Source organism: Bradyrhizobium sp. JR4.3 (genome assembly GCF_040547695.1).
GTDB lineage: Bacteria > Pseudomonadota > Alphaproteobacteria > Rhizobiales > Xanthobacteraceae > Bradyrhizobium > Bradyrhizobium canariense.
Window position 1 is genome coordinate 195845 of the sequence record NZ_JBEPQF010000011.1, and the last position, 19226, is coordinate 215070.

The 19226-nt window shown below is 65.1% G+C and carries 15 protein-coding genes; 14 read left to right on the forward strand and 1 reads right to left on the reverse strand.

The window, feature by feature from the left end; translation table 11 throughout:
* Positions 1 to 9: 9 nt before the first annotated feature.
* The 6 genes from ABIB91_RS19630 (at position 10) to ABIB91_RS19655 (ending at position 8532) form a co-directional block, all read left to right on the forward strand.
* Positions 10 to 1437, forward strand: coding sequence for a PepSY domain-containing protein (locus ABIB91_RS19630; RefSeq protein ID WP_354164634.1), 1428 nt, complete (start codon positions 10 to 12; stop codon positions 1435 to 1437).
* A 461-nt stretch (positions 1438 to 1898) separates the two neighbouring features.
* Positions 1899 to 3908 carry a hydantoinase/oxoprolinase family protein gene (locus tag ABIB91_RS19635; protein WP_354164637.1) on the forward strand — a complete coding sequence of 670 codons (2010 nt, stop codon included), beginning with the start codon at positions 1899 to 1901 and terminating at the stop codon, positions 3906 to 3908.
* Positions 3905 to 5485 (forward strand): hydantoinase B/oxoprolinase family protein, encoded by a 1581-nt coding sequence (locus ABIB91_RS19640; protein WP_354127553.1) that lies wholly within the window; start codon positions 3905 to 3907, stop codon positions 5483 to 5485. The genes ABIB91_RS19635 and ABIB91_RS19640 overlap by 4 nt, the downstream gene beginning before the upstream one ends.
* Before the next feature lie 10 nt (positions 5486 to 5495).
* The gene (locus tag ABIB91_RS19645) at positions 5496 to 6791 is read left to right on the forward strand and encodes a class-III pyridoxal-phosphate-dependent aminotransferase (protein ID WP_354164641.1); all 1296 of its coding nucleotides are present in this window, start codon (positions 5496 to 5498) and stop codon (positions 6789 to 6791) included.
* 134 nt (positions 6792 to 6925) lie between these two features.
* Complete coding sequence (locus ABIB91_RS19650; protein WP_354164644.1) at positions 6926 to 7858, forward strand: N-carbamoyl-D-amino-acid hydrolase; 933 nt, start codon at positions 6926 to 6928, stop codon at positions 7856 to 7858.
* A 5-nt stretch (positions 7859 to 7863) separates the two neighbouring features.
* On the forward strand, positions 7864 to 8532 hold the full coding sequence (locus tag ABIB91_RS19655; protein ID WP_354164647.1) for a flavin reductase family protein: 669 nt from the start codon (positions 7864 to 7866) through the stop codon (positions 8530 to 8532).
* On the opposite strand, the gene ABIB91_RS19660 is transcribed toward ABIB91_RS19655, so the two are convergent.
* Positions 8529 to 9191 (reverse strand): aspartate/glutamate racemase family protein, encoded by a 663-nt coding sequence (locus ABIB91_RS19660; RefSeq protein ID WP_354164650.1) that lies wholly within the window; start codon positions 9189 to 9191, stop codon positions 8529 to 8531. The genes ABIB91_RS19655 and ABIB91_RS19660 overlap by 4 nt on opposite strands.
* 56 nt (positions 9192 to 9247) lie before the next feature.
* Between ABIB91_RS19660 and hydA the strand changes: the two genes are divergently transcribed.
* The 8 genes from hydA to nikE all read left to right on the forward strand — a co-directional run bounded on the left by hydA (position 9248) and on the right by nikE (position 19205).
* On the forward strand, positions 9248 to 10717 hold the full coding sequence (gene hydA, locus ABIB91_RS19665; RefSeq protein ID WP_354164653.1) for a dihydropyrimidinase: 1470 nt from the start codon (positions 9248 to 9250) through the stop codon (positions 10715 to 10717).
* Between the two features lie 16 nt (positions 10718 to 10733).
* Positions 10734 to 11708 carry an NAD-dependent epimerase/dehydratase family protein gene (locus ABIB91_RS19670; RefSeq protein WP_354164656.1) on the forward strand — a complete coding sequence of 325 codons (975 nt, stop codon included), beginning with the start codon at positions 10734 to 10736 and terminating at the stop codon, positions 11706 to 11708.
* The gene (locus ABIB91_RS19675) at positions 11708 to 12457 is read left to right on the forward strand and encodes an SDR family oxidoreductase (RefSeq protein ID WP_007593107.1); all 750 of its coding nucleotides are present in this window, start codon (positions 11708 to 11710) and stop codon (positions 12455 to 12457) included. Before ABIB91_RS19670 ends, ABIB91_RS19675 begins: the two co-directional genes overlap by 1 nt.
* Positions 12454 to 13890, forward strand: coding sequence for an NAD(P)-binding domain-containing protein (locus ABIB91_RS19680; protein ID WP_354164659.1), 1437 nt, complete (start codon positions 12454 to 12456; stop codon positions 13888 to 13890). The genes ABIB91_RS19675 and ABIB91_RS19680 overlap by 4 nt, the downstream gene beginning before the upstream one ends.
* 119 nt (positions 13891 to 14009) lie before the next feature.
* Positions 14010 to 15629, forward strand: a complete 1620-nt coding sequence (locus tag ABIB91_RS19685; protein WP_007593103.1) for an ABC transporter substrate-binding protein — start codon at positions 14010 to 14012, stop codon at positions 15627 to 15629.
* A gap of 29 nt (positions 15630 to 15658) precedes the next feature.
* Positions 15659 to 16693 carry an ABC transporter permease gene (locus ABIB91_RS19690; RefSeq protein WP_007593101.1) on the forward strand — a complete coding sequence of 345 codons (1035 nt, stop codon included), beginning with the start codon at positions 15659 to 15661 and terminating at the stop codon, positions 16691 to 16693.
* Positions 16690 to 17538, forward strand: a complete 849-nt coding sequence (locus tag ABIB91_RS19695; protein ID WP_007608569.1) for an ABC transporter permease — start codon at positions 16690 to 16692, stop codon at positions 17536 to 17538. Before ABIB91_RS19690 ends, ABIB91_RS19695 begins: the two co-directional genes overlap by 4 nt.
* Positions 17535 to 19205: a nickel ABC transporter ATP-binding protein NikE gene (nikE, locus tag ABIB91_RS19700; RefSeq protein ID WP_354164664.1), complete on the forward strand. Its 1671-nt coding sequence runs from the start codon at positions 17535 to 17537 to the stop codon at positions 19203 to 19205. The genes ABIB91_RS19695 and nikE overlap by 4 nt, the downstream gene beginning before the upstream one ends.
* Positions 19206 to 19226: the final 21 nt, after the last annotated feature.

The window sequence follows — 19226 nt, forward strand, 5'->3', positions numbered from 1 at the left end:
CGCTGATCGATGATGCGCGCGATCGTCCTGCTGCATCGATGGCTCGGGATCGCGTTCTGCCTGCTGTTCGCGATGTGGTTCGCGACGGGAATCGTGATGCACTTCGTTCCGTTTCCGTCCCTGACGGAAGCGGAACGCTTTGCCGGGCTCGTGCCGTTGGCTAGCGCGGAGACGGGGCTTGCGGTCGCCGATGCCGTTGCCGCGAGCGGGATTGCGGATGCGACGCGCGTTCGCCTGATCCAGCGCAGTGATGGACCGGTCTATGTCGTCGCGGGGCCGTCGCGCGCGGGCGCAGTCCGCGCCTCCGGCGGGGTCGGCGCCTCGGTCGCGTCTTCCGAGGTCGCGCTGGCCATCGCGCGAGACCACGCACGCAGCCGTGGGCTGGATGCCGCGCGTGCCGCGATCGTTGCGCGCTCGGACTATGACCAATGGAGCGTGCCGAACGGCTTTGACCGCCATCGGCCCCTGTTTCGGGTTGCCCTGGGCGACGCCGCCGGAACGGAGCTCTATGTCTCCTCGCTCACCGGCGAAATCGTTCTGGATACGACGCGCAGCGAGCGCGGATGGAATCTCGCCGGAAGTGTGCTGCACTGGATCTATCCGACAGTTCTGCGAAGCAACTGGTCGCTGTGGGATCGCGTGGTCTGGACCTTGTCGCTGCTGGCCCTGATCGCAGCTTTGCTTGGCGCTGTGCTCGGGCTTGCGCGGATCAAACCTCAAAGCGGTCTGATCGGGTCGCCCTATCGTGGCTGGCATGCGCTGCATCATCTCATCGGCCTCGCGGCGATGGTCTTCGTGCTGAGCTGGATTTTCAGTGGCTGGCTCTCCATGGATCACGGACGGCTGTTCTCGCGTGGGCAATTGACCTCGGCTGAATCCAGCGTGATGAACGCCCCACCGAACTGGACGGCGGCCCGATCGCTCGATCGCCAGCCCGTATCGCCGTCGGTCCGCGAGATCGAATGGTTTGCCTTCAACGGCACTCTCTATCGGCGGGATCGCACGGGCGTTGCCGCTCAGACCTTGATCAAGGCAGGGGATGCGCCGCGCGACGGACCAACGGGATCTCTGGATGTCCACGAGGTCCAGGGGCTGACCGCGCGCCTCGCAGCCGGCTGCGGCGCACCGTCGATACTTGCCGACAACGACAACTATCCCGCGCAGTCCACCGTCCCTGGTGCCCCGGTCTACCGCTCCTCCTGCGGCGACCTCTGGTTCGACATCGACGGCGCCGACGGCAATTTGCTGCAAAGGCTGGATTCGTCGCGGCGGGCTTATCGCTGGTTCTACGGCGCGCTGCACACGTTGGACTTTCCGGTCCTGGTCGCGCATCCGTTGCTGCGCGACGGCTTGGTCGTCGGGCTCTGCGCCCTCGGCTTTCTGTTCTCCATCACGGGCATCGTCATCGGCTCGCGTCGCCTGGTCGCGAGGCGTTGAGTGGGCAAAACGACCGCTTACTGATCGTACAATAAAGAGAGGCTGAGCCGACTGCCATGCATAGCTCATAAGCAATCGTATGGTCCGTAGCGCCGATCGATCGCCTGCAAATTAGACAGTGCGTCCGCGGCGAGTGGATTGCAGTGCAGCGGATGTGCCGTTTCGTCCGGGAAAACTCGTGGTGCGCTGCACTTAGCGCGCGTGGAACGATCCACACCGATGTGCACTCCCTGCGGGCAGCGCTGCACTAAAATGTGCCTCGGCGGGCAGCGCCGGTTGCGTGCTGGTCCTGTGCGTTGCGACAACGCTGGCCCTATCCGAAGCCCATCGCTCTGTCGCACGCTCGCAAGCAGTGGCATGACAGGGGATGACGATGAGCGCTCTCGGTTTGCGATTGAACCTCGCGAAGGACGGGAAGCACCCGGCGTCCGGTTCGAACGTCGTCCGCAGCTGACCCACGCATGAACACTGACGAAAATCACTGGGAGGTCGGCACCGATATCGGTGGCACCTTCACCGACATCATCGCGATCCGGCACTCCCCCGCGGAGGCGCGGATCGCGAAAGTGCCGTCGCGACCTCAAGCTCCGGTTCAGGCGATGCTGGAGGCAATCGAGGCGGTGGGCCTGCGCAAGAGCGAGGTCAAGCGCTTCGTCCACGGCACCACGCGCGTAACCAATGCCATCGTCGAAGGACGTTTGCCGAAAGTGGCGCTGGTGGCGACCGAAGGCTTTTCCGACGTGCTGGAGATCGCGCGCTACCGCCGCCGCGATCTCTACCGTCTCGACATTCCGCCGAAATCGTCGCCGCTCGTGCCGCCGGAACGATGTTTTGGGCTTGCCGAGCGCCTCGATCACGAGGGAAAGGTGCTGAAGGCGTTGGATGAAGCGGAGATCGAGCGCCTGGTGGCCTGGCTGAAGGGGACCGGCGTGCAGAGCGTCGCGGTCGCACTGCTTCACGCCTATGCCAATCCTGTCCACGAGAAAATGCTCGGCGAGCGGCTCAAGGGCGTCGTTGCCCACGTCTCGCTGTCGCACGAGGTCAATCCCGAGGCGCGCGAATACGAGCGGACCTCGGCGACCGTGTTCAACGCGGCCGCCATGCCGATCGCGGTGGAGTATCTCAGCGAACTGGAACTGCGACTGCCGATCGGTCCCGGCCTGCAGGTGTTTCATTCGGCCGGCGCCATGGTCCCGATCTCCGCCGTGAAGCGGCGGCCGCTGGTGATGGCGATGTCGGGCCCGGCGGCCGGCGTCTCCGCATCCGTCAGCATCGCGCGCCAGCTCGGCACATCGCGGATGCTGACGTTCGACATGGGCGGCACCACGACCGACGTGTGCCTGATCGTCGACGGCCAGGCCGAGATGACAGACGGCCGCATGCTCGGCGACAAGCCGCTGCGCCAGCCGATGCTTGCGGTTCACTCGATCGGCGCGGGCGGCGGCTCGATCGTGCGCAATGGTCCCGGCGGCCTGACCGTCGGACCGGAAAGCGCCGGCTCAGAGCCTGGACCGGCTTGCTACGGCCGCGGCGGTACCGAGCCGACCATCACCGACGCCAACGCCGTGCTCGGCTATCTCAATCCCGAAACCAAACTCGGCGACCGGATCGGAATCGACATCCAGGCAGCCAATGGTGTCATCGCGCCGATCGCGCGCGCTTTGGGGCTGAGCCTGACCGAAACCGCGCTCGGCATCATCAAGGTCGCGAACGCGACAATGGCGCGTGCGCTCCGCCGCGTCACGGTCGAGCGCGGCATCGACGGACGCGACTGCACGCTGCTCGCCTTTGGCGGTGGTGGCCCGATGCACGCCGCGGGGCTTGCCGATCTCTACGGAATTGCCGAGGTCGTCGTTCCCAGTGCATCAAGTGCTTTTTCGGCGCTGGGCTGTCTCACTGCCGATTTCAGCTTCCTCCAGCAGCAAACCTTGCGTGCTGCGCTTGACGGCATCGACCTCGCCCGCGTGTCGGAACGGATCGGGGTGCTGATTGACGATGCTTCGGCGCCGCTCGTCGCCAACGGCGTGGCCGCGACCGAGATTCAGGTCGAGCTGGTGGCCTTGATGCGCTACGCCGCGCAGAACGACGCCATTCCGGTTCCGTTTGCGCGACCGCTCGACGTCATCACGCTGAAGAAGGATTTTCTGGCCCGGCACCACGAGCTGTTCGGCTATGCGACCGGCGAGAGCTGCGTCATCGAATCCGTGCGGGTGCAGGCGCGCCGTCCGTCGCGCACCGTCGTGAGCCGGCCGTCCGTCGCGGTGAGGGCGGTCTCCACCGGCGAGCGCATCTGCTCGTTCGACGGCTTTCACGACATCGCAACAAGCATCATCGACCGCGCCTCGTTGACCGAGATTGTCAGCGGTCCGGCCATCATTGAAGACGCATGGTCGACCGTGGTGGTCCCGCCCGGCTGGCAGGCGCGGCCCGACGTTTCAGGCAATCTGTTCCTGACGCGGGTGGCCCCATGAAGATCGATCCGTTCGTCGTCGAGGTCATCAGGCACGGGCTCTCGGCCGCGGCCGAGGAGATGAGCCTGGTGATGACGCGCTCGGCGCGCTCGCCGCTGCTGCGCGAGGCCGGCGACCTGTCGTCGGCGATCACGGACGGCCGGGGCGACCTGGTCGGGCAGGGCCGCGACATCCCGATCCATCTCGGCGCGATGGCCTATACGGTTCTCGAATTGTTGAAGGTGGTGCCGCGGGACAGCCTGAACGAAGGCGATGCACTGATCTACAATGTCGGCCCGCTCGGCGGCAATCATCTCAACGACGTCAAGGTCGTGCGCCCCGTCTTCGTCGACGGCGAGATCGTGGCGTTCGCGGTCAGCCTCGCGCATTGGCCCGATATCGGCGGCACCTGGCCCGGCAGCTATTTTGCGAAAGCGATCGACACCTTCCAGGAGGCGATGCGCATTCCGCCGGTTCTGATCGCCACGGCAGCGGGCGTCAATACGCCGATCGTGCAGCTGCTCAAGGCCAATGTTCGCGATCCCGAATCCTGCGAGGGCGATCTTCTCGCCCAGATCGCCGCAACGAAAGCCGGCGAGAAGCGCATCTTCGAGCTTTGCCGCGAGCACGGCAAGGCAGTCTTCACGGCGGCGCAGGCGCGCCTGCACGATCTCTCCGAAATCGAGATGCGCGAGGCGTTGCGCGATCTGCCGGATGGCGTCTACGAGGGCGAGGATTATCTGGACGACGGCGGCGTCAACGCCGCGCCAGCGCGCATTCATGTCAAGATCACCATTGCAGGCGACGAAGCGACCTTCGATCTCTCGGGAAGCTGCGACCGCGTCTCGAATTTCTGCAACACCACGCCGTTCATGGCGCGCTCGGCGGTAGCCTATGCCGCGCGCATCATGAGCGGGCGCGACATGAACCAGAACGCGGGCGCGTTGCGGCCGCTGACCATCATCACGCGCCCGGGCTCGATCCTGGAGCCGGGGTGGAATGCCTCGGTTGCGGCCGGCAACCACGAGACCTCGATGCGCATCGTCGATGCGATCTTCCGCGCGATGCAGGATACCATTCCCGAGCGTCTGTCGGCCGGCGGGGCGACCACGGCGGGCGTCCTGTTTTTTGCCGAACCGCGGCAAAACGGTTCATGGAAGATGCTTTACGAGGTCCACGGCGGTGGCGAGGGCGCGCGGCATGATCGGGACGGCATCTCAGCGACGCGGGTGCATCTGTCCAACACCTCGAATACGCCGGTCGAGGTGATCGAGGCGAATTACGCGATCCAAGTCGAGCAGCAGGCCATTCGCAGGCATTCCGGCGGCGCGGGCGCCCATCGCGGCGGAGACGGAGTCGTGCGCACCTATCGTATCCTGGCGCCGTCGATGCATCTGACCACCTGCATCGAGCGCATGGTGATCGCGCCGTTCGGCATGCAGGGCGGCGAACCCGGCAAGCCCTGCCGCATCTCGCTGATCCGGCAGGGCGCGAACGTCGCGATCGACGGCAAGTCGAACCTGGTGCTGCAGCAAGGCGATCTCGTCAACATCGAGACCTGCGGCGGCGGTGGCTACGGCGCCGAGGCTGCGGAATGAAGGGATTGCAATGAGCAGATTGTTGCGAACCGGGCTGAATGCCGGCGACAGCGCGCCCATGGCCGTGGTCGGCGGCGAGGGCGTCTATTTTCATCTGTCGGATGGTCGCAAGCTCATCGACGGCAGCAACACCGGCGGCGGTCTCGGACATCGTCATCCCGCGATGGTGGAGGCGATCCGCCGCGCGGCGGATACGCCCGTCGTGAACGAGGGGTGGACCTGGGTCGGCCGCGAGCAGGCCGCTGACGATTTGATGGCCATCGCCTTCAAGGGCGAAGAGGATTGGGTCGGTGCGGTGCGCTTCTGCATCAGCGGCAGCGAGGCCAACGACATGGCGCTGTCACTTTGCCAGGCGCTGACGCAGCGGTCCGCGCTGGCAACGCGCGAACGCGCCTATCACGGCATTACAGGCCTGTCGCGCAGTATGACCGTGCAGCCGCAATGGCATGGCGGCCTCGCGGTGCACTCAGGCGGCTCGAAGCTGCCGGCGCCGATGGCGCCGGTGCGGATATTGCCGGCGCCGGATGGCGCGATCTATGGTGCGCCCGCCAACAATGTTCCCCCACGCGAATATCTGGCCGATGCCACGCGCCTGCTTTCGGACACCGCAGCGACGATCATCGACTACACGCAGGGCGGCATCTATTACGACGGCGCCTATCAGGACGAGGTGGCGCGTTGCGCGCGGCAGGCTGGCTCCTACTGGATCGCCGACGAAGTGGTGACCGGCACCGGCCGCGCTGGGCGCTGGTTCGCCTTCCAAGGCGCCGAGAGCCGTCCTGATATCGTGACGCTCGGAAAATCGCTCGGTGGCGGTGCGGCGGCGGTTGCCGCGGTCGTAGTGTCGAAAGATATCGTCGAAAGGCTCAAGGGCACGAGCTGGCAGAACTACGGCACGTTGCGTGGGCATCCCATCAGCATGGCCGCCGTCAGCGCCTATCTGAAGGTCGTCAGTGAAGAGAAGATTCTGGAGCACGTGAAGGGCGTCGAAAAGCTGTTCGCCCGCCGCCTGCTCGCCATCGCGCAGAAACATCCGAGCGTACAGCGCGTGGCCGGGCAGGGGCTGCACTGGACCGTGGAGCTGCACGGCCCGGACTGGCGCTCCTGGCACGCCGACACCACCGAGGTGCCGATCGCCTCGCGCGTCGCGGAGCGGGCCCTGGAGGCAGGCGCCGTGATCGGCACCAGCGGCGAGCAAACTTCGCTGTTCCTCGCGCCGCCACTCGTGATTTCCGAGCATGAGGTCGGGCAGCTTCTGGATGCACTGGACCACGGTCTCGATGTTGCGGATGCGGAACAAAAATGAGCGCGGATCGTGCAGCGCACACTATGATGATCGGCAGGCAGCGGCCGGAACGCCCCGGCGACGCTGCGTTATGCAGCCGCGTGCCGGCAAGTGATTGAAATTGTAGCTTCGAAGACATCACCAGGAAATCGCTGATGCGTATTGTCAATGTTGCCGCTGCCCAGATGGGCCCGATCCAGAAAGCCGACAGCCGCGAGGCCGTGGTCAAGCGCATGATCGCGCTGATGGATGAAGCCAAGAGCAAGGGCGCCGACCTGATCGTCTATCCGGAACTGGCGCTGACGACCTTCTTCCCGCGCTGGTATGTGGAGAACCGGGCCGAGTTCGACAATTGGTTCGAGCGCGAGATGCCGAACGCTGCGACGAGGCCGTTGTTCGAGCGCGCGGCGCAGCACCAGATGGCGATGAATTTCGGCTATGCGGAGCTGACGCCTGATGGACATCACTTCAACACCGCTGTTCTCACCGACAAGTCGGGCAAGATCGTCGGCAAATATCGCAAGATCCATTTGCCCGGCCATGTGGAATACGACACCAAACGCTCGCACCAGCATCTGGAAAAGCGCTATTTCGAGCCGGGCGATCTCGGCTTCAACGTCTGGCGCGAGCTCGGCGGCATCATCGGCATGGCCATCTGCAACGACCGCCGCTGGCCCGAGACCTATCGCGTGATGGGCTTGCAGGGCGTCGAGATGGTGCTGATCGGCTACAACACGCCGTCCGTGAATGCGGAGAGGAGCGATGAGGGCGTCGAGAAACGCCTGTTCCACAATCGCCTCTCGGCGCAGGCCGGCGCCTATCAGAACGCGACCTGGGTCGTCGCGGTGGCCAAAGCCGGTAACGAGGACGGACACCCGCTGTTCGGCGGCAGTCTGATCGTCGATCCCAATGGCGAAATCGTCGCCGAAGCGAAGACGGAGGAGGACGAGCTGCTGGTCCACGCCTGCGACCTCGATGCCACCACCTTCGGCAAGACCACGATCTTCAATTTCGCACAGCACCGCCGCATCGAGCACTACGGCCTGATCACCAGCCGAACCGGCGCGGTGCCGCCGCCGGAGAAGTAACGTCGATGACTGGCCAGACCACATCGGGCATATTGTTACGCGAGCTCGATCCGCGCGATCGCTACAAGCTGCTTTGCGGCGTGGTGGTGCCGCGGCCGATCGCGCTGGTGACGACGCTCGATGCGAACGGGGCGGTCAACGCTGCGCCGTTCAGCTTCTTCAACGTGTTCTCGGAGAGTCCGGCGCTGATCGTGCTCGGGCTTCAACACAAGCCGGATCACAGCCCGAAGGACACCACCCGCAACATCCATCGCGACGGCGAGTTCGTCGTTCACATGGTTGATGAGGCGCTCTCCGCAGCGATGAATGACTGCGCGGTCGATTTCCCGTCCGGTGACAGCGAGGTCGCTGCGGCAGGGCTCGCGACCCTTCCCTCAATCGACGTGAAGGTACCGCGCCTCGCCGCAGCGCCCTTCGCGCTCGAATGCCGGCGCCATGTCGCGCTGAGCTTCTCGCCCGATCGCGAACTGCTCGTCGGCGAAGTGCTCCGGGTTCACGCCCGCGAGGGCCTCGTCAACGAGGCCAACATGTATGTCGACCTCGACGCCTACCGCCCGATCGGCCGCATGTTCGGCAATCTCTATACGACGCAGCGGGACACGTTCACGCTTGTCCGCGAGAGCCACGCGCAATGGATCGCGCGGCAGGACGCCAAAGAGCTGAAGGACGCCTAGTGATTCGAGAATTGCACCGTACCCAGCGCCATCGTGACGGCCGCCTGCGTCGGGTCGATCACGGCAATGCCGAGCGCGTCTTCGAGGGGACGGCGATGGCGCGCCATGCCGGCGCAGCCCATCACGATGGCGCGGGCGCCGTCCTCGTCGCGCAGCGCGCGGCCGATTTCGATCATCCTGGCCAGCGTGCCTTCGCCCGAGGCGGTTTCGGCGACGCTCATGTTGAGAGGCTGCTCGCCGGCGAGGCGTTCGGTCAGTCCCATCTGCCTGAGATAGCGCATGTGACGCGGGATCGAGCGCTGGGCGATCGCGATGACGCCAAAGGTCTCGGCGCGGGCCAGCGCCGTCAGCACGCCGCACTCGGCGATGCCGAACACGGGCCGGTCGGTGCCTTCACGGCAGACCTGAAGCCCGGGATCGCTGTAACAGGCGATGACAAAGGCGGCCGAGCTGTTGTCGCTCTCGACCAGCCGGCGCAGCGGCATCGCGACGCCATCGACATCGGCCTGGCTTTCAATGCCGAACGGTCCCTCGGCCAGCGTCTGGCAGACCAGTTCGGGGCCGCCCTCGAAACCGAGCGGCTTCAGCGCGTCCTCCAGCCCCTGCGTGACCGCGGGGTTGGAATTCGGATTGATGACGAGAATGCGCGGCCGGGCCATGATGGTTTTCCTGCGGAATGGCGATCACTTGGCTTTAGGCTATCACGGAGTGCCTCATGACTGAACCAGTTTACGACCTGATCATCCGCGGCGGCCGCGTCGCCACCACGACCGACGTGTTCGAGGCCGACGTCGCGATCTCCGGCGAGACCATCGCCGCTATCGGCCGCGGGCTTCCGCCTGCGAAGCGCGAGATCGACGCGCGCGGCAAGCTGGTGCTGCCAGGCGGCGTCGACAGCCACGCCCATATCGAGCAATTGTCCGCTGCCGGCATCATGAACGCCGACACCTTCGAGAGCGCGACCGTCTCGGCCGCTTTTGGCGGTACGACCACGGTGATCCCGTTTGCCGCCCAGCATGTCGGCATGAAGCTGCCGCAGGTGGTGGAGGATTATCACGCGCTGGCCAAGAAGGGCGCCGTGATCGACTACGCCTTTCACATGATCATCGCCGATGCGACCAAAGAAACGGTCGAGGAGCATATCCCCGCGTTGGTGAAGCAGGGGCATGCGTCGATCAAGATCTTCATGACCTATGACCGGCTCAAGGTCGACGACGAGCCGCTGCTGGATATCCTTCTGGCCGCGCGCCAGTCCGGCGCGATGTTGTGCGCCCATGCCGAAAACCACGGCATCATCGCCTGGATGGTGAAGCGCCTGCTCGCGCGCGGCTACACGATGCCGAAATATCACGCCGTCAGCCACGCCCGCGTGTCCGAGGCGGAGGCCTTCACCCGGTTGATCGGCATGGCGGCGCTAATCGACCAGCCCATCATGATCTTCCATGTCTCGACTGCCGAAGGCGCCAAGGTGATCCGCGACTCCCGCGGGCAGGGGCTGAAGGTGTTTGCCGAGACCTGTCCGCAATATCTGTTCCTGACCGCCGCCGATCTCGACAAGCCCGGGGCGGAAGGCGCCAAGTGGATGTGCAGCCCGCCGCCGCGGACGCATTCGGACCAGGAGGCGCTGTGGCAGGCGCTATCGCTGGGCGATCTCCAGACCATCTCGTCGGATCACGCGCCGTATCGCTACGACGAGACCGGCAAGCTGCGTGCCGGTCCCAATCCCAACTTCAAGCAGGTCGCCAATGGCCTGCCGGGACTGGAACTGCGCTTGCCGTTGCTGTTCGACGCGATGGTGTCGAACGGGCGGCTGGGCCTGGAAAAATTCGTGGAGCTGACCGCGACCGCGCCAGCAAAAATCTACAATCTGCATCCGCGCAAGGGCTCGATCGCGGTCGGCGCCGATGCCGATATCGCGATCTGGGATCCCGATCGTGAGACCGTGATCGCCGACGAGATGATGCACGACCTCGCCGGCTATACGCCGTTTGCGGGACGGAAGTTGAAGGGCTGGCCGGTGTCGGTGCTGTCGCGCGGGCGGGTGATCATCGACGGCAACAGGTGCCTCGCGAGCGCTGGCAGCGGCCAGTTCCTGGCACGCAGCGGCGGCGAGGCGGCCAAGCCGACGGGACGGCTCGTCGCCGACATGGATCCGGAACGGAATTTCGGAGCGAAGCTACTGTGATGGTGGATCGCGCGCGATGAAGATCGTCATCTTCGGCGGTACCGGCTTTGTCGGCCTCAATGTTGCGGAGGCGCTACTCGCGCGCGGCCATGACGTCACGCTCTATGACCGTAAGCAATTGCCGGCGGGAGCGGAGCGATCGTTTGCCGACTATGGCGAGCGGTGCACGGTTGTTCAGGGTGAGATCACTGACGTCGAAAGGATCGACGCGCTTCTAAAGCAGAGGTTTGATACGATCGTCCTTGGCGCCGCCATAACCGCCGGGGATCAGCTCGAACGAACCACCACCTCGAGTATCTTTGAGATCAACGTGATGGCTCAGATCCCGATCTTGAGCGCGGCGGTCCGCCGTGGCATTCGGCGCGTGATTAATCTCTCATCCGCTTCCGCCTATGGCGCTGCGGGGCAGCGTCATGCGGTGCTGGACGAGGAGACGCCCTGCGATCCCGTCTCTTTCTACGCGATTAGCAAATTCGCCTCGGAACGATCGGTGGCTCGGCTCGCCGAGTTGTGGGATGGTGACTTTCTCAGTGTGCGTTTGAGCGCGGTGTTCGGTCCGTGGGAACGGATCGGCAAGGTACGGGATACGCCGAGCCTTCAGTTTCAAATCCTGGCCGAGTTCGCCCGCTGCGGGCTGGCGCTCATGCCGGGCGCGGGCGTCAAGGACTGGATTTACGCCCTCGATGCCGCTGAAGCCGTGGCCGTCTTGATCGAAGCTGAGCGGCCGCGCCATCGGCTCTACAACATCTCCGGCGGCGGAACGTGGTCCGCGCTGCAATGGGGCGAGACCTTTGCGGCGTTGCATCCCGGCCTGCAATGCCGGCTGGCGGCACCGGGAGAGAAGACCTTCATCAAGCTCCATGGGCCGGATCGTGCGCCGCTCTCGGTCGCGCGGATGGCGGAGGAATTCGGCTGGCGCGCGCGGTTCGGGTGTACCGAGTCCGCCGCAGCCATGAGCGCCTGGTGGACGCAGCACAAGGAGAGTCTCTGATGCGGCTGCAGGGGCGCACGGCCATCATTACGGGCGCAGGCTCCGGCATCGGCCGCGCCAGCGCGAAGCTGTTTGCCGACGAAGGCGCGCATCTCGCTCTGGTCGATCGCGATGCCGCGGGGCTTGAGGAGACGCTGATCCTGGTGGGCGAGGCAACGACCTATGTCGGTGACGCCGGCGATGCCAGTTTTGCCGAGACCGTAGTCGGCGATGTCGTGGCCCGGCACGGCCGGCTCGATATCCTGATGACCGCCGCGGGCTTTTCCTGCGGCGGCACGGTGCTGACCACCAGTCCCGAAGATTGGGATGCGGTGTTCCGCACCAATGTCGGTGGCACCTGGCTGTGGGCGCGGGCGGCCGTGCCGCAGATGCAGCGGCAGAAGGGCGGCTCGATCATCACGCTGGCATCGCAGCTTGCGATCGCCGGCGGCAAGGGCAACAGCGCCTATATCGCCGCCAAGGGCGCGATTATCGGCCTGACGCGGACGATGGCGGTGGACTTTGCGACCGACGGCATTCGCGTCAACGCCATTGCACCCGGTGCGATCGACACGCCGATGCTTCGCCGCAGCTTTGCCCGTCACGCCAATGCGGACGAGGTGCGCGAAACCTCCCGCAATCGACATGCCATGAAGCGGTTCGGTCAGGCCGAGGAGATCGCGCAAGCGGCGCTGCATCTCGCAAGCGATGCGTCCTCATTTACCACCGGCACCGTGATGGTGGTCGACGGAGGCTGGCTCGCGGCATGAGCGATACACTGACAGAGCTCGAAGCTGACGTTCGCGCCGATCTCGCGCGGATCGCGCATCCCGGTGCCGCCTGGCTCGAACCGAAGACGGGACCGGACGGCAAGCCGGCGCTGGATGTGCTCGTGATCGGCGCCGGCCAATCCGGCATCGCCATCGGCTTCGGCCTGATGCGCTCCCGTGTCAGCAACATTCTGCTGCTGGACAAGGCCGAGGAGGGGATAGAAGGCCCGTGGCTCACCTATGCCCGCATGCCGACGCTGCGCAGCCCAAAGGATTATACCGGTCCTGACCTCGATATCCCCAGCCTGACCTATCAGTCCTGGCATGAGGCCCGCTTCGGCAAGGAGAGCTGGCAGACACTCGACCTGATCCCGCGCGGGCACTGGGCTGAGTATCTGCTCTGGCTACGGCGCACGATCGGCCTGCCCGTGCGCAACGGCTGCGAGCTCCTGGAAATCCGGCCGGCCGCAGACGGGTTGCTGGCCGCACGCGTGAAGCGTGGCGATGGCGTCGAGACGCTCCATGCGCGCAAGATCGTGCTGGCGACGGGGCAGGAGGGAATGGGGAACTGGATGATCCCCGAGCCGCTGAGCCATCTGCCGATGAGCTCGGTCGCAACAGTCGCCGACGACATCGATTTCAAAAACCTGCGCGGCAAGCGCGTTGCTGTAATCGGCGCCGGAGCATCGGCCTTCGACAACGCGGCAACCGCGTTGGAAGCGGGCGCGACCGAGGTGCACCTGCTGTGCCGTCGTGCGCAGATCCAGGTAATCCAGCCCTATCGCTGGCTGACCTTCCGCGGCTTCCTGCGTCATCTCAGCGATCTCGACGATGCCTGGCGCTGGCGCTTCATGCGCACCATCCTCGACATGCGCGAAGGATTTCCGCAGCCGACCTATGATCGCTGCGCGCGCCACGCCAATTTCACATTGCACGAGGGCGCGCCGATCGAGGCGGCCCGCGAGACCGGCAAGGGCATCGAATTGCAGACGCCGCGCGCCGCCATCGCGGCGGATTTCGTCATCTGCGGCACCGGCATCGACATGAACTTTGCCGGGCGCGGCGAACTCGCCACATTCGCCGGCAATGTCGCAACCTGGGCGGACCGCTACCAGCCCCCGGAGACCGAGCGCAACGCGCGGCTCGGCCGCTTTCCCTATCTCGCCGACGATTACGCCTTCACCGAGCGCGTCGCGGGCGAGACGCCGTGGATCTCGAACATCCATCTCTTCGCCATCGCCTCCACCATGAGTTTTGGCCCGTCGGGATCGTCGATCAACGCGATGACGACCGCGGTGCCGAAGCTGGTGAATGGCCTGACGCGCGGCCTGTTCCGCGCCGATGTCGAACGGCACTGGGCCTCGCTTCGCGCCTATGACGTGCCGCAGGCCGTGGTCACGCGGCCAGCGCGAAAAATGGAAGAATCGCGATGATCGTCCATGCGCCGCCGCGACAAAGCGTCCACAACAGCGCATCATGAGACTGGCGCGCAACTTGCTTCTTTCTTAACCTGTCCTGTCGGCGTTCTTGTCGAGATCTTTGGGGAAAACCAATGCGTATTGTGTCTTTCAGGTCGGCATCCTCCGTGCTCGCCACCACCGCGTTGTTGCTCATCGCCACTGCGCCTTCGCAAGCGCAGACCAGGGCCGAGACGTTGCGCTATGTCACCGGCGCATCCGTCAACACGCTCGATCCCAACATCCCGGGCTCGACGCGCGAATCCTTCGCGCTGAGCATGAGCACCTACGACCGCCTGGTGGCGTTCGGCCGCAAGCAGCTCAACGGCAAATGGGTGTTCGATCTCGACAAGATCACCGGCGAACTCGCCGAATCCTACGACGTCAGCCCGGACGGACTGAAGCTGACGTTCCGTCTGCGCAAGGATGCCAAGTTCCAGGACGGCTCGCCCGTGACCGCCGAGGACGTGAAATGGTCGCTCGACCGCTGCGTCACCGCGCCGATCCTTGGCAAGGCACAGTTGCTGACGGGATCGCTGACGTCGGCCGACCAGTTCAAGGTGATCGATCCCCTCACGATCGAAGTGACGCTGCCGAAGCCCGACAAGCTCGCGCTGCCGAATCTCGCGACGGTCTACCCGCTGATCATCAACTCGAAGGTCGCCAAGGAGCACGCGACCCCAGAAGATCCCTGGGCCACCGCTTGGCTGAAGGAGCACACTGCCGGCAGCGGTGCCTATGTGATCGAGAGCTTCAAGCCCGGCGAGCAGGTGATCATCAAGCGCAACGAGGACTGGAACCGCGGCTCGCCCAACAAGCCGGCCTTCTTCAAGCGCGTGATCGTGCAGTCCGTGCCGGAGCCCGCGACCCGCGCCAATCTTGTCGAGCGCGGCGACGCCGACCTCGTCGTCGATCTCCAGGCCAGCGACGTGCAATCGCTCGAGGCCAAGGGCAAGCTCAAGGTGATCTCGACGCCGCAATACAATTCGATCACCTTCGTCTCGATGAACAACCAGATCCCGCCTTTCGACAACGTCAACGTCCGCCGCGCCATCGCTTTCGCGCTGCCTTATGAGGATATGTTCAAGGCTGCCCTGTTCGGTCGCGGCGCGCCGCTGTTCGGTGCGACATGGCCGGATGGCAAGCCCCTAAACGGGATCTATCCGTTCCAGGCGCCGGTGAAGACCGATCTCGACAAGGCGAGGGAATATCTGAAGGCCGCGGGACTCCCGGAGGGTTTTTCAACCACCTTCAGCTTCAACGTCGGCCAGGCCTCGACCGCGGAGCCGATGGCGGCCCTCGTGAAGGAATCGCTTGCCAAGATCGGGATCAAGGTCGACATCCAGAAGCTGCCGGATGCGCAGATGTCGACGCAGATCAACGAGAAGAAGCTGCCCCTGTTCACGGAAGGCATCGTCGCCTGGCTGCCCTCGACCGATTACTTCTACCGCAACTTCTACACCGGCAATCAGCGCTGGAACTACAGCTCGATCAACAATCCGGAACTGGCGACGATCGCGCAGGAAGCGCGCTTCGAGCCCGACAAGGCCAAGTACGAGGAGGATGGCCGCAAGCTCAACGCGATCCATTTCAGCGAGATGCCGCAGATCCCGCTGTGGCAGCCCAATCAGGACGCCGTAATGGCGGCCTCGATCGAGGGCTATACCTACGAGTTCCATCGTCAGGTCGACTATCGCGACGTCAGCCGCAAGTGACATCCGAAAAATTGGAGGAGCTCTGAAAGGTGATGACCGGTCTTGGTGCGACGGTGGCGCGGGCGGGGAGGCGGCTTTTGTCGTCGCTGCCGGCGTTGTTCGGCGTGCTGGTCTTCACCTTTCTCCTGATGCGGGTCCTCCCCGGAGATCCCGCGGTGTTCTTCGCCTCTGGGCCCAATGCCGGCAAGGAGGAGATCGAGCAGATCCGCAAGCAGATGGGGCTCGACAAGTCGGTGCCGGAGCAGCTGGTGTTCTATCTGTCCGATATCGGCCGCGGCAATCTAGGCCGCTCCATGATGACCGGTCAGCCCGTGCTCAAGGATTTGCGCGAACGATTGCCGGCGTCCCTGGAGTTGACCTTCACGGCGCTCCTGATCGCGCTGATCGCGGCGGTGCCGCTCGGCGTGGTCGCAGCCTTGAAGCCGGGATCGCTGGTCGATCACGGCGTGCGGCTGTTCTGCGCGCTCGGTGTCTGCGTGCCGACCTTCGTCTCGGGCCTGCTGCTGATCTATGTGTTCTACTATCTGCTCGGTCTTGCGCCTGATCCGACCGGGCGGATCGACGTCTTCACCTCGCTGCCGCCGCAGCGCACCGGATTCCTGTCGATCGATTTCCTGCTCGCGGGAGACATCGAGGGCTGGTGGGCGGCCTGCAAGCAGCTGATCCTGCCTGCGCTGAGCATGGCCCTGTTCGTGATCGCGCCGCTGGCGCGGATCACGCGTGCCTCGATGCTGGTCTCGCTCGGCAGCGATTTCGTGCGCACGGCGCGCTCGGTCGGATTGTCCTGGCAGAAGGTCGTCGTCACCTATGCGCTGCGTAATGCGATCCTGCCCGTCATCACCATTGCCGGCATCGTGTTCTCGACCATGCTTGGCGCCAATGTCCTGGTGGAGAAGGTGTTCTCCTGGCCGGGCGTTGCCTCCTACGCGCTCGACGCGCTGCTATCGTCCGACTATGCGCCGGTGCAGGGTTTCGTCCTGCTGATGGCTGGCATCTTCGTGCTGGTCAATCTCGTCGTCGACATCTGCTACGGTATCGCCGATCCCAGGGTGTCGATCGGATGACCAGCGCAACCCTCCGCCATTCGGTCTGGATTTTGCGCGGCAACCCGCTGACCGGTGTCGCCGCGGCGGGTGTCCTGCTGTTTGTCCTGGTCGCGATCTTCGGACCGTGGCTGGTGCCCTATGATCCCGTCGTCTCCAATGTCTCGGAGGCCCTGCAACCGCCGAGCGCGGCGCATCTTGCCGGCACCGACCAGCTCGGGCGCGACGTGTTCAGCCGCCTCGTCGTTGCGGCACGCCTCGACCTTGCCATCGCGGTCTCGGCGGTCGGCATCTCCTTCGTGATCGGCGCCGTCGTCGGCTCTTTCTGCGGCTATGCAGGCGGCAGGCTCGACCGTTCGGTCGGCCGCTTCGTCGACGTCATGATGGCCTTTCCGCTGTTCGTTCTGGCCATGGCGATGGTTGCGGCGCTCGGCAACCGGATCGAGAACATTGTGATTGCGACCGCGATCATCAATCTGCCGTTCTACATCCGCTTCGCGCGCGCCGAGGTCAACGTCCGGCGCAATGTCGGCTGGGTGGAGGCGGCGCGTTCCTGTGGCGAGAGCCATTTCTCGGTGGTGCTGCGCTTCCTGCTGCCGAACATCCTGCCGGCGATGGCGGTGCAGATCTCGCTCAACCTCGGCTGGGCGATCCTGAACGCCGCCGGCTTGTCCTTCATTGGCCTTGGCGTCAAGCCGCCGACACCGGAATGGGGCATCATGGTCGCGGAGGGCGCCCGCTTCATCTCGACGGGGCGGTGGTGGCTGGTGGCCTTTCCGGGCCTCGCGTTGATGATGGCCGTGCTGTGCTTCAACCTCCTCGGTGACGGGATGCGGGACATTCTCGATCCGCGCATGCGCACATGAGCGAGGACTTGCTCAGGATCGACGATCTCCACGTTTCGTTCTCGACGCGGCGCGGAATGGTCGAGGCCGTGCGCGGCGTGACGCTCAAGGTCGAGGCCGGCGAGATGCTTGGCCTCGTCGGCGAAAGCGGATCGGGCAAGTCGGTCACCGGTTTTGCCACGACGCGGCTCCTGGATCCGGCCGGGCGCGTCACCGGCGGAAAAATCCTGTTTCGCGGCCAGGACGTGACAAAACTCAGGGGCGACGATCTCCGTCAGCTCCAGGGCGCCGCGATGTCGATGATCTTCCAGAACCCGCGCGCGGCGCTCAACCCGATCCGCGCGATCGGCCTGCAGATCGCGGACGCGATCCTCACGCACAAGCGGATATCGAAGGACGCCGCCCGCGCCGAGGCGCTGGAGCTGTTGCGCGCCGTCCAGATCCGCGACCCCGAGACGCGGATGAACGCCTATCCGCACGAGCTCTCCGGCGGCATGTGCCAGCGCGTGATGATCGCGATCGCGATCTCCTGCAATCCCGCGCTCTTGATCGCCGATGAGCCGACGACCGGGCTCGACGTCACCACGCAGAAGGTGGTGATGGACCTTTTGGCGGAGATTGCCGCCGCGCGCGGCATGGCGACGATCCTGATCACGCACGATCTCGGGTTAGCGGCGCGATATTGTCGCCGTATCGCGGTGATGGAGCGCGGCCGTATCGTCGAAGAGGCTAGCCCCAGGACGCTGTTCGGCGCACCGCAGCACGCCTATACCCGGCGTCTGGTGGCGGCGTCGCCGACCTCGACCTCCGGGATCGCGGACCTCGTAACGGAAGAGGAGCGGGAAGGCTACGCGGCTGTCGTCAGCAGGCCCAGGCAGGAGCCCGTTCACGGGACTCCGCCGCTGCTGGAGGTGCGCAAGCTCGCAAAACGCTTCGACGAGGGCGCTGCGGCGGTGGCGGACTTCTCCATGACGATGGCCGGCGGCGAGAGCGTCGGCCTCGTCGGCGAATCCGGCTCCGGCAAGAGCACGACGTCGCGCATGATCTGCCGCCTGATCGATCCGAGCGAGGGCGAGATCGTGTTCGACGGGCAGTCGATCGGGCACGTGGCGTCGCGCGACTTTCATCGCTCGCGCTTCCGCAAAGACATCCAGATGGTGTTCCAGGACCCGAACGAGAGCCTCAATCCGCGCTTCACCGCCTTCGATTGCATCGCCCATCCGCTGATGCGGCTCGATCGTATGCGTGGGGGCGATGCGCTGCGCAAGCGGGTGGAGGATTGCGCCGAGCGTGTGGGGCTGCAGCTGGATCTGTTGCCGCGCTTTCCGCATCAGCTCTCCGGCGGCCAGAAGGCGCGCGTCGGCATCGCGCGCGCCATCGCCTGCCGGCCGCGGCTCCTGGTGCTGGACGAGCCGACCGCCGCGCTCGACGTATCCGTTCAGGCGGTGGTACTGCAACTGCTCGATCGTCTCAGGCGCGAGAACGACATCGCGCTGCTGTTCGTCAGCCACGATCTCAACGTGGTGCGCATGCTTTGCGATCGCACTATCGTGCTGCGCAATGGCGGCATCGTGGAGCAGGGCGAGAGCCGGGCGCTGTTCGACAATCCCAAGACCGACTACACGCGCAAGCTCGTCGAGGCGATTCCGCATATCGAGACCGGGCCAGTGCTGGCGGCTGCGCTTTGAGGTCTCGCCCGGCCCAAATGG

Bases quoted from the DNA above. Each gene is read 5' to 3' on its own strand.
- ABIB91_RS19675 (WP_007593107.1), top strand. From the start codon at position 11,708: ATGCGGCTGCAGGGGCGCACGGCCATCATTACGGGCGCAGGCTCCGGC.
- ABIB91_RS19680 (WP_354164659.1), top strand. From the start codon at position 12,454: ATGAGCGATACACTGACAGAGCTCGAAGCTGACGTTCGCGCCGATCTC.
- ABIB91_RS19635 (WP_354164637.1), top strand. From the start codon at position 1,899: ATGAACACTGACGAAAATCACTGGGAGGTCGGCACCGATATCGGTGGC.
- ABIB91_RS19640 (WP_354127553.1), top strand. From the start codon at position 3,905: ATGAAGATCGATCCGTTCGTCGTCGAGGTCATCAGGCACGGGCTCTCG.
- ABIB91_RS19660 (WP_354164650.1), bottom strand. From the start codon at position 9,191: ATGGCCCGGCCGCGCATTCTCGTCATCAATCCGAATTCCAACCCCGCG.
- hydA (WP_354164653.1), top strand. From the start codon at position 9,248: ATGACTGAACCAGTTTACGACCTGATCATCCGCGGCGGCCGCGTCGCC.
- ABIB91_RS19645 (WP_354164641.1), top strand. From the start codon at position 5,496: ATGAGCAGATTGTTGCGAACCGGGCTGAATGCCGGCGACAGCGCGCCC.
- ABIB91_RS19670 (WP_354164656.1), top strand. From the start codon at position 10,734: ATGAAGATCGTCATCTTCGGCGGTACCGGCTTTGTCGGCCTCAATGTT.
- ABIB91_RS19650 (WP_354164644.1), top strand. From the start codon at position 6,926: ATGCGTATTGTCAATGTTGCCGCTGCCCAGATGGGCCCGATCCAGAAA.
- ABIB91_RS19695 (WP_007608569.1), top strand. From the start codon at position 16,690: ATGACCAGCGCAACCCTCCGCCATTCGGTCTGGATTTTGCGCGGCAAC.
- ABIB91_RS19630 (WP_354164634.1), top strand. From the start codon at position 10: ATGATGCGCGCGATCGTCCTGCTGCATCGATGGCTCGGGATCGCGTTC.
- ABIB91_RS19685 (WP_007593103.1), top strand. From the start codon at position 14,010: ATGCGTATTGTGTCTTTCAGGTCGGCATCCTCCGTGCTCGCCACCACC.
- ABIB91_RS19655 (WP_354164647.1), top strand. From the start codon at position 7,864: ATGACTGGCCAGACCACATCGGGCATATTGTTACGCGAGCTCGATCCG.
- nikE (WP_354164664.1), top strand. From the start codon at position 17,535: ATGAGCGAGGACTTGCTCAGGATCGACGATCTCCACGTTTCGTTCTCG.